The organism is Luteococcus japonicus, from assembly GCF_003752415.1.
GTDB lineage: Bacteria > Actinomycetota > Actinomycetes > Propionibacteriales > Propionibacteriaceae > Luteococcus > Luteococcus japonicus.
Genome location: NZ_RKHG01000001.1, coordinates 222,920 through 235,551, shown reverse-complemented (window position 1 = coordinate 235,551; position 12,632 = coordinate 222,920). Strand labels below are relative to the sequence as shown.

The following is a 12,632-nucleotide window of genomic DNA, read 5'->3' as shown; positions in this document are numbered from 1 at the left end:
TGTTCACCGCTCCCAGGCGATGTAGATGGCTGCGGTGACGAGCATCGACCCCACGGTGACCCAGTCCTTCGGGAAGTCGGCCTTCCAGACCTGACGGGCGGCGAAGGTGAGCATTCCGCCCACGATCCCGACGATGGTGGCCCGGCCGTCGCAGTGACGGAATCGCTTGAACAGGCCGAGCAGCAGCGGCATGCCGGTGACACCCACCAAGGCACCGAACCAGGTGATGATCATGCCGATAATGTCACCGAAGGAGTCCTTGTTGAGGCCCACCACGACGGTGACGACGGTGAAGCAGACGGTGATGATGCGGTCCAGCCGCAGCGAGGCTGCACCACCCAGGCGGGACTCGTCGAAGGCGCGGCTCAGCACGGGCAGGATGTCACGCTGGGTGACGGCGGACAGCGTGTTGATGTCAGAGACCGTCATGCCCATGGTGCTGGCGAACATGCTGGCCAGCACGAGGCCGATCAGCCCCTGTGGCAGGTAGGTGTCGGTGAGCAGCGGGTATAGCTGGGCCGCCGGATTCTCCAGCCCGGGGTGCCATTGCCGTCTGTGCCGGGCATGGACCTGTGCGGGGTGATCGACGAGGCGGGCGCGGACGTGCCGGCATCGGCGCACCTGAGGGCGGTGAGCGTGTGGTGGGCGTCACCCGCCCGGGTGGCACGCGCGGCAGCTATGCCGAGCTACGCCGAGCTGGTGTCGGTGCCGTCGGAGTCGGTGGCCCCGGCCCCGGCCCCGGCCACCCTGTCCGATGCCCAGGCCGCCAGCTTCGTCATGAACGCCCTCACCGCGTGGGGCTCCCTGCGCGCCCTCGACCTGCACCCGGGGCAGACGCTCGCCGTTACCGGGGCGGCCGGTGCGCTCGGCGGCTACCTGGTGCAGCCGGCGCACCGCCAGGGCGTGCGGGTCCTGGCCAGCGCCTCCGCCGCGGACGAGGACCTCGTGCGGGGCTTCGGCGCGGACGCCTTCGTGGGCCGTGCTGAGGGGGTAGAGGGCTTCCGGGAGGCTGCGCCCGAGGGCGTCGACGTGGCCGGTGCCGCCAACCTGCACGCGGCGATGCTGCCGGCCCTCACGTCGGGCGGCCGCATGGCGATCTACCGCCACTGGGGCGATGATCCCGTGTTCATCGGGATTCACGTGCTGTATACCACCGTGGTCGACCAGCTCAGCAACGCCGACGCGATCCGCGAGATAGTGACGCTGGCCGGCGAGGGCGAGTTGGCGACCCGCGTCGCCGACGTCCTGCCGATGGACGACGCCGCGGCCGCACACCACCGTCTCACCCCGGGGCACCTTCGCGGCCGGCAGATCCTCACCCTCACCACCTGGGCATCGCACAGCCCCACCCTGCCCTCGCCTCATGCGCACTCGGTAGGTCACCTGGTTCGGGAGCGGCGCGCTGGCTCAGAGCCCGCCTGCGACACCACCCTGCAGTGAGAGTGAGAGTGGGAGTGGGGGTGGTGGCGGCCGGGCGCGGGTATAGGCACACGGCGGCAGACGTTCGCGCGTAGGGCAGGATGACCAGTCGACAATTCATGACAATGCGAATCGTTCTCGTTATTGTGTTTCAGGGGTTGTTCAAAATGTCCGGGGGTGCTGGCCGATCCGGGTGGTCTGTGGACTCGATCGCCGGACCGGTGCGGGGGTAGACGTGATCAAGGTGGGGCCGTTAGCGTGACAGCGTCGTACAGATGTGCGATCCCCGGCCGCGCAGCTCGGCGTGGCCGCTACACAGGGAGGCAGTTCCATGGCCAACGGAAATCGCGCAGTGGTGTTCCACGGCGCCCGGGACATGCGTGTCGACACGGTGGACTACCCGAAGCTCGTCATGCCGAACGGCAAGAAGGCGCCGCACGGCGTCATCCTGAAGATCGTCGCCACGAACATCTGTGGTAGCGACCTGCACATCTACCGTGGTTCGTTCCCCGTGCCCGAGGGCATGCTCGTGGGTCACGAGATGACTGGTGAGATCGTCGAAGTCGGTCCCGACGTCGAGTTCCTCTCCGAGGGTGACCTCGTGTCGGTCCCGTTCAATGTGGCCTGTGGCCGTTGCCGCAACTGTCGCGCGGGGCGCACCGACGTGTGCGAGACCACGAACCCGGAGACCGCGTGCGGTGCGTACGGGTTCAACCTCGGCAACTGGGACGGCGGTCAGGCTGAGTACCTGTTCGTCCCCTACGCCGACTTCCAGCTGCTGCGCTTCCCCGACCGTGACCAGGCGATGGAGAAGATCCGCGACCTCGCGCTGCTGTCCGACATCCTGCCTACCGCCTTCCACGGGCTCATGGAGGCCGGCGCGAAGCCCGGGTCGACCGTCTACATCGCCGGCGCCGGCCCCGTCGGCCGCTGCGGTGCCGCCGCGGCCCGCCTGCTTGGCGCGTCGTGCATCATCGTCGGTGACCACGACAAGGATCGCCTGGAGCTGGTCAAGCGCAACGGCTGCGAGACGATCGACCTGTCCCAGGACATCCCGCTGACCGACCAGATCGAGGCCATCCTCGGCGAGCCCATGGTCGACTGCGCGGTCGACTACGTCGGCACCGAGGCCCACGGCATCGGCTCCCAGTCCGGTGACATGGACCCCGCGCACGCCATCAACCAAGTGCTCGACGCCACGCGCGCCGGCGGCGCCACCGGTGTCATCGGCGTGTACGGTCCCGCCCCGCTGGCCAAGGACCCGAAGGAGCAGAAGGGCACGTACCCGATCGACTTCGGTACCGCGTGGATCAAGTCCCCGCGTATCAGCGCTGGCCAAGCCCCGATCATGAGCTACAACCGGAACCTCATGAACGCGATCCTGTGGGACCGCATGCCGTACCTGTCAGACATGCTCAACACGAAGATCATCAGCCTCGACGACGCCCCGGCGGCCTACGAGACCTTCGACAAGGGCTCCACCGACAAGTTCATCATCGACCCGCACGGCATGATCAAGGCCTGACGGTCTGACCCGCTGAACGACCTCGGCTGGTCGACCACCGTCGGCCAGCCGCGGTCGCCGCATCGACATCGTCGTCCACGCGGCCAGGGGTGCGCCACTATCGGGGAGGCGCGCCCCTGACTGCATTTACCGCGCCCGACTGCCGCGCGTAGCGCGCGCTGGAGTCGGTTGTAGGAGCGTTTGCTCGCGACGAGGTGCTTGCCCTTGAGCCTTTTGCGGCTCTTCGGACTTGAGCGTGGGTTGAGCACTGTGTGGGGGTAGGGGCCGACCTGACCCATCCCCGAAGTGCGACGTCTCGGCCGGACCCGAGGCCATCTGTGAGTCTGGGGGGTGGCTGGTCCGGGATCGGCTGGTCAGGATGGTGTTGGTCGTGCTGACGCGGATGTGACCCTCGAAGCTATTGGCCCATCACGGTGGTGCCTTTCCGTTGAATTGTCCATCCCGTCGGCGCGGCTGGCATCGTCCGGCCCACCTCGATGACCTGATCAGGAGACTGTCCAACGTAACGGTTGTGACCCATCACAGATGTGTCTCGAAGTGACCTCTTCCCGAACGACGCCGGCCGCGGGCGACCACTGCCCGCCCGTTCACGATCCTGGAGGCCACCGATCACCATGACCATCGTCGCGCACCATCACCCGTTCGTCATTGGCGTGGACACCCACGCCCGTACCCACGCGCTGGCGATCCTTGCCTGTCCCACCGCCGAAGTCTTCGACCAGGCACAATTCCCGACCACCACCGCCGGCCTGCGACGAGCGTTGGCCTGGGTCGGTCGTCGCACCGCTGGAGACCTCGATGTCCTGTGGGTCATTGAGGGCACTGGGACCTATGGGGCACGACTGGCGCACGCCGCCACCGAAACCGGCTACACCGTGGTCGAGGCGCCCCGGATGGACTCCCGCAACTGCCGGACAAGGACCTCGCCGTCGCCGTCGCCGACGACACGCAGCTGCGGACCCTCTCGCTCGCCACGGGCCGGTGGGGCAGCACTCCCCTGCCGGCGCCCGCCCGACTCACCGGTGGCGCACGCGTTGCCGCCCTCTACGACGCAATCCTGCTGTCCTCCGGGGTCCCTGGCCAGGCCGCGACGGCCTCGGCTCCCGGCATGAGGATGGTCGGCGGCGCTGCCGCCGTCGTCACGGGACGGGACCGTCAGGGCACCGTGGTGGGCAGGGCGGACGCCACCGGCTTCGCCCGTGACCGGGACCTGGCCGAGGGCCGCCGGTCCGCGAGGACTGTGCCCCTGTCCGCGCCGGGCAAGGCGTGGACGGACCCGATGTGCTTGGTCCCCGACCAACTCGCCCTGTTCAACAAGGCCGGCGCCAGCGTTGCCCTCCGGTCCCTGGGCGCTGACGGCTCGGCCGACCAGACGGTGGACTTCCCCGTCCAGATGGTCGACCCGGCACCGGTGCGGGTCTTTGCCCCCGCTGAGGGCCTGCTCCCACGTCTGGCCCGGTTCCGGTCTTCCCGGACGTGCAGGCAGTGGTCACGAATGGAGCATCCACGGTGTGGCTCGTGACGGGCTACGGCCCCGGCTGCACCTACGCGCCCATCCACCGGGTCACCGCGGTGTGACGCGCCGCCACCACGCACGGGACTGGGCCGGGCTCCTCGCGTGAGGGGCCGGGCCCAGTGCCTGGGCGACGTCGCGAGCCAGACCGGGTCAGTTCTTGTCAGCCGGCTTCGCCTTGTCCTCGGCCGCCTGTGCCTTGTCAGCCTTGTCCTTGTCCTCATCCTTCTTGGGCTTGGCGTCGACGCCGGCCTCCGTGCGCTGCTGCGGCGTGATCGGCGCAGGTGCGGATGTCAGCGGGTCGAAGCCGCCACCCGACTTCGGGAAGGCGATGACGTCGCGGATGGTCTCGAACTTGCCCAGCAACATCACCAGCCGGTCCAGGCCGAAGGCGATGCCACCGTGCGGCGGGGCGCCGAAGGCGAAGGCATCCAGCAGGAAGCCGAACTTCTCCTTGGCCTCCTCCTCGCTGGTCCCCATCACGCTGAAGACACGCTGCTGCACGTCGGGACGGTGGATACGGATCGAGCCGCCGCCCACCTCGTTGCCATTGCAGACGAAGTCGTAGCCGTAGCTCAGCGCCGAACCGGGGTCGGTGTCGAAGCTGTCCAGGTGCTCGGGCTTCGGCGAGGTGAAGGCATGGTGCACGGCCGTCCACTTCGAGTTGCCCAGGGCGACGTCACCCGACGCGGTGGCCGAAGCGGTCGACTTGAACATCGGCGCATCCACCACCCACAGGAAGCTCCACGCGTTCTCGTCGATGAGGCCGCAGCGCTTGCCGATCTCCAGACGGGCAGCGCCCAGCAGCTCCTGCGAGGTCTCGCGCTCACCGGCGGCGAAGAAGATGCAGTCGCCGGGCTTGGCACCGGCGGCCTCGGCGATGCCGGCCTTCTCCGTCTCGGAGATGTTCTTGGCAACCGGGCCACCGAGCTCGCCGTCGGTACCGACGGTTATGTAGGCCAGGCCCTTGGCGCCGCGCTGCTTGGCCCACTCCTGCCAGGCGTCGAACTGGCGACGGGGCTGCGAGGCTCCGCCGGGCATGACGACGCACCCGACGTAGGGGTTCTGGAAGACGCGGAAGGGGGTGTCCTTGAAGAACTCCGTGACCTCGCGGATCGGGTTCTCGAAGCGCAGGTCCGGCTTGTCGGAGCCGTAGTTGTCCATGGCGTCGTGCCAGGTCATCCGCGGCAGCGGGGTCGGCATCTCGACGCCTATCAGCTTCCAGCACTCGGCCATCACCTTCTCGGCCAGGGCGATCACGTCGTCCTGGTCGACGAAGCTCATCTCGATGTCCAGCTGGGTGAACTCGGGCTGGCGGTCGGCGCGGAAGTCCTCGTCGCGGTAACAACGGGCAATCTGGTAGTAGCGCTCCATGCCGGCCACCATGAGGAGCTGCTTGAACAGCTGGGGGCTCTGCGGCAGGGCGTACCAGCTGCCCGGGTGCAGGCGGGCCGGCACCAAGAAGTCGCGGGCACCCTCGGGGGTGGAGCGGGTCAGCGTCGGGGTCTCGACGTCGTAGAACTTGGCCTCGTCGAGCACGCGACGGATGGTGTGGGTCACCTGGGAGCGCAGCACCATCGCGTCGTGCATACGGGGCCGGCGCAGGTCCAGGTAGCGGTACTTCAGGCGGGCATCCTCGCCGACACCGGTGCGCTCGTCGATCTGGAAGGGCAGGGTCGCGGCGGCGCTGAGCACCTCGAGCTCGCGGATGGCGACCTCGATCTCGCCGGTCGCGATGTTCGGGTTGATGTTCTCCTCGGTGCGGGCGTCGACGACGCCGGCCACCTGGATGCAGAACTCATTGCGCAGGTCGTGGATGCCTGCCTTCTCCAGGTACTCGTCGCGCACGACGACCTGGCAGATGCCCGACGCGTCGCGCAGGTCGAGGAAGGCAACGCCGCCGTGGTCACGCCGCTTGGCGACCCATCCGGCGAGAGTGACTGTGGTTCCGACGTCGGCCCTGGACAGGGTCCCGGCCTCATGGGTGCGCAGCATGCGTATTCCTTTCTGGGGCACTCACATAGACGGTGTGGTGCCGTAGGTTGCCCGTCCAGCCTAGGGCATCGGTGCCGGGGACTGCTCAGGCCTTTCGCCCGTACTCCTCACGATTGATGCCGATGGCCCCCCGCAGCAGCCCCAAGCCTCCTGCGCGCTCGGCTGCCGCCCGCCCCTCGGCCAGCTGGTCACCGCGACGAGAGGCAATGAGCAGCCCCGTCTGCTCCTTGCCGGTGCGCACCCCGGGGGCCCGGATCCAATTCATGTCCAACAGCAGGTTGTTGGTGGCCATTCCACGTCGCTCCGCTCCGGTGGTGCCCGTCTCCCGACGGAAGATCGCGGTGCCTCGCGTCCACTCCTCGAGCTCACGCACCGGCACCGAACGGACCGGGCCTGTCACCGCCGGCGCCCCGTGGCCCGCCAGGTCCGCACGAGGTGCTGTAGCCACCCGGCTGCCGGGGTCTCGTCGTCGTCGATGAAGGCCAGCAAGTTCGCGTTGCCTGCCTCGTCCAGGGCTCGGTTGCGTACCGCGGCGAGACCTGGCGCCGTCTCGTTGACGTAACGGACCCCCGACGGCCAGGTCGGTGCCCTCCACGACTCCTCGGGCGCCCCCGGCGGGATCGATGTTCCTGATGGTGTACATGACCGACATCGCCGGCGTGCCGGCGGCACCATCTACGGCGTCACGAAGATCTGGGCAGGATTCTGCGACCTGTTCGCCGGCAACACCGTCGACAAGTTCAACAGCCGCTGGGGACACCTGCGGTCATGCCTGTGGATTGGCGGCGTGCCGCTGGCCATCTGCTTCGTCCTGTTGTTCAGCACCCCGGCCGGCATCAGTGAGCGGACCGCCATCGCGTGGATCCTGCTCTTCGACGCGGCCTTCCAGCTGCGCTACTCCTTCGTCAACATCCCTTACGGCTCGCTGTCGGGTCGCCTCCATCCTCCCCCGGCTCACGGTGGCCTTCGGCAAGCGCAAGGCCTATGTCGCGCTGGGCGTGGTGGCCGTGCTGGGCTTTGTGGTGATCTGCCTGGTGCCCGGCGCAGCCTCCCCGTTGCCGTGATCGCCTGGTTCCTCTTCGGCGCCGGCACCGGCGGCACCAACGCGATGATGTTCTCCATGCGGGCCGACTCCGTCGACTACGGCGAGTGGAAGACCGACATCCGCTCCGAGGGCGGCAGCTACTCGATCCTCTCCTTCATCCGCAAGTGTGGTCAGGGCATCGGTGGCGCGATGGGCGCGGCCATCATCGGCGCCTTCGGATATGTGGCAAAGGCACCCACGCGGTCCCCAGACGTGCTGCACGGCATCAGGCTGGCAGCCGGTGGTGCTCCCGCGGTGCTGGCCGTGGCGGCCGTCGCGGTGATGTTCTTCTACCCCCTCACCGCCACCGAGCACCGCAGCCTCGTGGCGGAGTTGAACGAGTGTCGTACCCGCCGGGCAGCCGGGGAGACGCTGGGGCTGGACGCCGAGGAACTGGGTGTGGTCCAGCTCGGCGACGGCCGCAGCCTGCGCCTGACCCGCAGCGATGCCCCCGTCATCCCCCTCTTCGAGCGCGAGGGCCCGGGGGGCACCGAGATCGGCTCGAAGGTGGCCCAGGCCCTGGGCGTGGGCTTCACCGGTCAGCGTTTCAGCTCCCGCGAGATCTCCCAGTTGGACGACGACGTGGTCACGCCCAATGGCTTCGACCGTTTCGTCCGCTCCCTGTCCTGTCCGGCACGTCGGAGTCCGCACTGGCCCAGGCCCTGGAGGAGTCCGTGGACAACCGTCTGGCAGACCAGGCCACTCGAGAGGTGTTGGAAGCCGTCAGCGACGGTGGCGTCGTGATGGGCCGCAATGCGGCCTTCATCCTGCACAGCGCCCTCGGATCCTTCCACGTTCCGGACGGCTCCTCCACTGGGATCCGTACAGCGACGACTACTACGACCTTTCGTCCAGGCCTACCTGGCCAAGTACCCGCGCAGCAGCGGCACCGTGTAGGCCACCAGGGCCAGGGCGGATTCCAGACCGGCGGCCTTCTGGACTCGCACCAGGAAGAGTCCGTGGCCGCAGAGGGTGGCATTGATCCTGGGATCTGCTCGCAGCTCGTCCACCGCCTGGTGGACGGGCTGCGGCACTGTTCCCTCGATGCCCGTGGCGGTGGCCACAAAGGCCAGGGTGCGAGGCACCTGTGCCGCCAGGATCCAGCGGGGCCGGTGGGGACTCCCGTGCCCCGCCGGAGGGATCTCCACCAGTAGTTCCACCGGGACGTCATGGGCCAGTGCTCGGTAGCAGCGACACACCGGGCCGATCCGGTCCGGTCCGAACTGGCGGCCCTGCAGGCGGAAGATGTCGGTCCAGGCCACGAAGTCGTGGTCCGCGATGAAGTGGTGCACCTGGTCCCGGTGGTGGAGCCAGCCAAAGAGGGCGGCCAGCACCGTCGTCATGATGGCGATGCCGACCAGTGCCACCTCGATGGCAATCATCTGTGGACCTCAGTCCCCCGTCGTCACCGAAGGTCGCAGGTCCTCTGCCGGCGGCGTCCACGACCTCGCGTCGGCGTCGGCCTGGTCCCCGGAGCGGATGTCCTTGACCTGGCCATGCATTCCACCGAACCAGACGAAGGGGATGCCGCGCCGGTCTGCGTGCTTGATCTGCTTGCCGAACTTGTCCGCCTTCGGCGCGACCTCGCAGCAGATGCCGCGGCTGCGCAGGGCCGCTGCGACGTCCTCGGCCACCTCCCGGGTCTCCTCGGCATCGACGGCCACCAGCACCGCGCTGGGCACGCTGCGGTTCGCGGTGATCCTGCCCTTGGTGATCATCGGGCCGAGCAGGCGGGTGACACCCAGGGAGATGCCGACGCCGGGGAAGGTCACCTTGCCGTCGCTGGCCAGCGAGTCGTAACGGCCTCCGGAGCTGATCGAACCCAACTTCTCGTGCCCCACCAGTTCGGTCTCGTAGACGGTGCCCGTGTAGTAGTCCAGGCCGCGGGCAATCTTCATGTCGGCGACGATCCGCCCGGGCACCCGCTTGTTGGCGGCATTCACGACGGCTCGCAGGGCCTCCAGCCCCTCGTCGAGCATCTCGTGCTCAACACCCAGCGCGCGCACCTGCTCCACGAAGGAGTCGTCGGGGGTGCAGATGCCTGCCAGGGCGACGCACTTGGCGGCAACCTCCGCAGACAGGCCCAGTTCGTCGACGAGCAGTTCGGCCACGGCTTCGCCACCGATCTTGTCGAACTTGTCGACGCGCTGCAGCACCTCAAGCGTCTCGGTGATGCCCAGGCCCCGGTAGAAGCCCTCGGCCAGCTTGCGGTTGTTCACGTGCATCCGGGCCTCGGGCAGCCCCAGCTCCACGTGCATCCGCTCCAGGGCCTGCAGCATCACCAGCGGCGCCTCGACGTCGAAGTGGCTCGCCAGCGTGTCCTGCCCGACGATGTCGATGTCGGCCTGCAGGAATTCGCGGTAGCGACCCTCCTGCGGGCGCTCGCCCCGCCACACCTTCTGGATCTGGTAGCGGCGGAAGGGGAAGGCAAGGTGCCCGGCATTCTCCAGCACATAGCGCGCGAAGGGCACCGTGAGGTCGAAGTGCAGGCCCAGGTCGTCGTTCGCGCCGGCCCTCTCGTCAGGGTCGGCGTGCAGGCGACGCACCACGTAGACCTCCTTGGTGATCTCACCCTTGCGGGTCAGGGTCTCCATGGTCTCCACGGCGCGGGTCTCGATGTTGCCGAAGCCGTGCAGTTCGAAGGTCTCACGCAGGATGTCCAGCGCGCGCTGCTCGACGATCCGGCCAGAGGGCAGGAATTCCGGGAAACCGGACAGTGGCTTGGGACGAGCCATCACAGATCACTTCCATCATTGTCGGTGCGGTTGGTGGCGGAGGCCTGGGCCTGCATCGCCATCAGGTTCTGGGGGTGGAGCCACTGGTTGGCGCTGCGCTCCTGCGCCATCGTGGTGGTGGGACCGTGGCCGGGCAGCAGGTTCGCCTCGTCCGGGAGCGACAACACCTGGGTGGCGAGGCTGGCGGCCATGGCGAAGGCGTCGCCGCGCGGCAGGTCCGTGCGCCCGATGGAGCCGGCGAAGATGACGTCCCCAGTGAAGACCAGCTGGTGCTGGTCCAGTTCGGGCAGCAGGAGCGTGCATCCGGGCGTGTGACCGGGAGCGTGCCGCGTGGCGAAGCGGATGCCGGCCACCGTCACGTCGCCCTCATAGTGCCGCACGTCCTTCGGCGGGGTGAAGGTGGTGCTGCCGTACATCATCTCGAGGATGCCGCGGGCATCCTCGCTGAGGGCCAACATCGGTTCGCTGAGCAGGTCGACGTCCGCCTCGTGGACCCAGACGGGGACTTCCGCCTCATCGGCGATCTCGCGTGCCGCGGCAACGTGGTCGACGTGGCCGTGGCTCAGCAGGACCGCGTCAACAGACAGGCCATACTGCTTCAACCCTTGTCGAACACCATGTGCGGCATCGACTCCGGGATCGACCACGACGCACGGGCCGCCCTCGGCCTGCGCGAGGAGATAACAGTTCGCCTGCCAGGGGCCAGCGGGAAATGAGGCAATGAGCACAAAGGGCACCATATCGGGCAAGATGGAACCATGAGCGAAACTGCAGGTCCGAATCCGTTCGGTCGCGTTGAAGACGATGGCACGGTGTACGTGATCACCCCCGAGGGTGAGCGCCGCGTTGGCCAGGTCCCCGATGTCGATCCCTCCGAAGCCCTCGCCTTCTACGTGCGACGTTTCCAGACCCTCGAGACCGAGGTGGGTCTGCTCGAATCCCGCGTGAAGTCCGGCACCGTCGGCGTCGAGGAGGCGCGCAAGTCCGTCAACGCCCACCGCAAGAGCATCACCGATGCCAATGCCGTGGGCGACCTGGCCAGTCTGCTGGCCCGGTTGGACGCGCTGGCTCCCACGCTGGAGGCGGCCGCCGAGGCCAAGAAGGCAGAGAAGGCGCAGGCCGCCCAGGCCGCGAAGGCGGAGAAGGAGCGGATGGTCGCCGAGGCCGAGAAGCTCGCCCAAGGCAATGACTGGCGCGGCGGTGTGAACCGCTTCCGCGCACTGCTGGAGGAGTGGAAGGCGCTCCCCCGCATCGACCGCACCACCGACGATGCCCTATGGCACCGTTTCTCGAGCGCCCGCACCACCTACACCCGCCGTCGCAAGGCCCAGTTCGCCGAGCAGAATGCCAAGCGTGAGGGCGCCAAGCAGCTCAAGGAGCGGATCATCGAGGAGGCCCGTCCGCTGGCCACCTCCACCGAGTGGGGCCCCACCGCGGCCGCCTTCCGTGACCTGATGACCCGCTGGAAGGCCGCCGGCTCCGCCCCGCGCGCCGAGGATGACAAGCTGTGGGCCACCTTCCGTGGCATCCAGGACGAGTTCTTCGCCGCCCGTGACGCCGCCATGGCCGAGCAGGACCAGGAGTTCGTGGGCAACCAGCAGGCCAAGGAGGCGCTGCTCGACGAGGCCGAGAAGACCATCCTCCCGGTCACCGACCTGGCCACCGCCCGCACCCAGTTCCGTGACTTCCTGACGAGGTTCAACGAGTACGGCAAGGTGCCGCGCGACGCGATCCGCCCGCTGGATGCCCGCGTCCGCAAGCTGGAGAATGCCGTCAAGGACGCCGAGGCCGAAGAATGGCGTCGCACCGATCCCGAGGCCCGTCAGCGCGCCACCGACACCGTCGCGATGTTCACCTCGCAGATCGAGAAGCTGACCAAGCAGGCGGACAAGCTCGAGGCCGAGGGCAAGGACAAGAAGGCCAAGGAGGCCCGCGAGTCCATCGCCTTCAACCAGTCCCTGCTGGACCAGGCACAGAAGGCACTCGACGAGTTCAAGGCCTGACGCATCCCGTCAACGCAGCAGCCCCACGACCGTGATGGTCGTGGGGCTGCTGTCGTCTCGTGCTTGGGCCTTCACCCCGGATCAAGCACGAACTCCAGCTCTGCAGCCTGAGGCGCGGAGTATCCCCGGAGCACGACGACAGACGAAGTCACCCTGACCTCGTCGAAACCATCAGACACCAGATGGCCAGTTCGCCACCGGAGGCAACCGTCACGGTCCACCAGCGCCACTCTTGTGTCCCCCTCAAGAATCAGGTAGTCGGCTAAGTCCGCCGCATGCACCGCCCGAACCGTCGTGAAGTCGAGGACACGGAAACCTGTTGGTTGACCGGCATTCACCCAGTAAGCAAGGCCTCGAC

General features: G+C 68.1%; 13 protein-coding genes and 1 pseudogene. 7 read left to right on the top strand and 7 right to left on the bottom strand.

What is annotated here, in order from left to right; translation table 11 throughout:
- Positions 1–3: 3 nt before the first annotated feature.
- A complete protein-coding gene (locus tag EDD41_RS01075; protein ID WP_123574675.1) occupies positions 4–621 on the bottom strand; it encodes a sodium:solute symporter family transporter in 618 nt (205 codons plus the stop codon).
- Between the two features lie 15 nt (positions 622–636).
- On the opposite strand from EDD41_RS01075, the gene EDD41_RS01070 reads away from it, so the two are divergent.
- The 4 genes from EDD41_RS01070 (at position 637) to EDD41_RS01055 (ending at position 4,466) form a co-directional block, all read left to right on the top strand.
- Positions 637–1,440: a zinc-binding dehydrogenase gene (locus tag EDD41_RS01070; RefSeq protein WP_170165182.1), complete on the top strand. Its 804-nt coding sequence runs from the start codon at positions 637–639 to the stop codon at positions 1,438–1,440.
- 310 nt (positions 1,441–1,750) lie between these two features.
- Complete coding sequence (locus EDD41_RS01065) at positions 1,751–2,944, top strand: alcohol dehydrogenase catalytic domain-containing protein (RefSeq protein ID WP_123574674.1); 1,194 nt, start codon at positions 1,751–1,753, stop codon at positions 2,942–2,944.
- A gap of 614 nt (positions 2,945–3,558) precedes the next feature.
- Complete coding sequence (locus EDD41_RS17050; protein ID WP_211336544.1) at positions 3,559–4,056, top strand: IS110 family transposase; 498 nt, start codon at positions 3,559–3,561, stop codon at positions 4,054–4,056.
- Positions 4,053–4,466, top strand: coding sequence for a hypothetical protein (locus EDD41_RS01055; RefSeq protein ID WP_148060429.1), 414 nt, complete (start codon positions 4,053–4,055; stop codon positions 4,464–4,466). Before EDD41_RS17050 ends, EDD41_RS01055 begins: the two co-directional genes overlap by 4 nt.
- A 144-nt stretch (positions 4,467–4,610) precedes the next feature.
- On the opposite strand, the gene aspS is transcribed toward EDD41_RS01055, so the two are convergent.
- The 3 genes from aspS to EDD41_RS18040 all read right to left on the bottom strand — a co-directional run bounded on the left by aspS (position 4,611) and on the right by EDD41_RS18040 (position 7,127).
- Positions 4,611–6,452 (bottom strand): aspartate--tRNA ligase, encoded by a 1,842-nt coding sequence (gene aspS / locus EDD41_RS01050; protein WP_123574672.1) that lies wholly within the window; start codon positions 6,450–6,452, stop codon positions 4,611–4,613.
- Positions 6,453–6,537: 85 nt separating this feature from the next.
- Positions 6,538–6,852, bottom strand: a complete 315-nt coding sequence (locus EDD41_RS17045; RefSeq protein ID WP_211336543.1) for a hypothetical protein — start codon at positions 6,850–6,852, stop codon at positions 6,538–6,540.
- Positions 6,849–7,127 carry a glycosyltransferase family 2 protein gene (locus EDD41_RS18040; protein WP_425454326.1) on the bottom strand — a complete coding sequence of 93 codons (279 nt, stop codon included), beginning with the start codon at positions 7,125–7,127 and terminating at the stop codon, positions 6,849–6,851. The genes EDD41_RS17045 and EDD41_RS18040 overlap by 4 nt, the downstream gene beginning before the upstream one ends.
- Between EDD41_RS18040 and EDD41_RS18035 the strand changes: the two are divergent.
- Together EDD41_RS18035 and EDD41_RS01040 are read left to right on the top strand one after the other, a co-directional pair.
- A pseudogene (locus EDD41_RS18035) lies at positions 7,072–7,371 on the top strand (MFS transporter); the annotation flags it as partial. The gene EDD41_RS18040 and the pseudogene EDD41_RS18035 sit on opposite strands and share 56 nt — an antisense overlap.
- A 141-nt stretch (positions 7,372–7,512) precedes the next feature.
- The gene (locus EDD41_RS01040; protein WP_170165181.1) at positions 7,513–8,280 is read left to right on the top strand and encodes an MFS transporter; all 768 of its coding nucleotides are present in this window, start codon (positions 7,513–7,515) and stop codon (positions 8,278–8,280) included.
- A gap of 113 nt (positions 8,281–8,393) precedes the next feature.
- Here the strand turns inward: EDD41_RS01040 and EDD41_RS01035 are convergent, their stop codons facing one another.
- Genes EDD41_RS01035 through EDD41_RS01025 form a run of 3 tightly spaced genes read right to left on the bottom strand, consistent with a single transcriptional unit; the run spans position 8,394 to position 11,011 of the window.
- The gene (locus EDD41_RS01035) at positions 8,394–8,918 is read right to left on the bottom strand and encodes a hypothetical protein (RefSeq protein ID WP_123574670.1); all 525 of its coding nucleotides are present in this window, start codon (positions 8,916–8,918) and stop codon (positions 8,394–8,396) included.
- Between the two features lie 9 nt (positions 8,919–8,927).
- Positions 8,928–10,271 carry a histidine--tRNA ligase gene (gene hisS / locus EDD41_RS01030; RefSeq protein ID WP_123576757.1) on the bottom strand — a complete coding sequence of 448 codons (1,344 nt, stop codon included), beginning with the start codon at positions 10,269–10,271 and terminating at the stop codon, positions 8,928–8,930.
- Positions 10,271–11,011 (bottom strand): MBL fold metallo-hydrolase, encoded by a 741-nt coding sequence (locus EDD41_RS01025; protein ID WP_245995484.1) that lies wholly within the window; start codon positions 11,009–11,011, stop codon positions 10,271–10,273. Before EDD41_RS01025 ends, hisS begins: the two co-directional genes overlap by 1 nt.
- Before the next feature lie 18 nt (positions 11,012–11,029).
- On the opposite strand from EDD41_RS01025, the gene EDD41_RS01020 reads away from it, so the two are divergent.
- Positions 11,030–12,274, top strand: coding sequence for a DUF349 domain-containing protein (locus EDD41_RS01020; protein ID WP_123574668.1), 1,245 nt, complete (start codon positions 11,030–11,032; stop codon positions 12,272–12,274).
- Positions 12,275–12,632 lie beyond the last annotated feature (358 nt).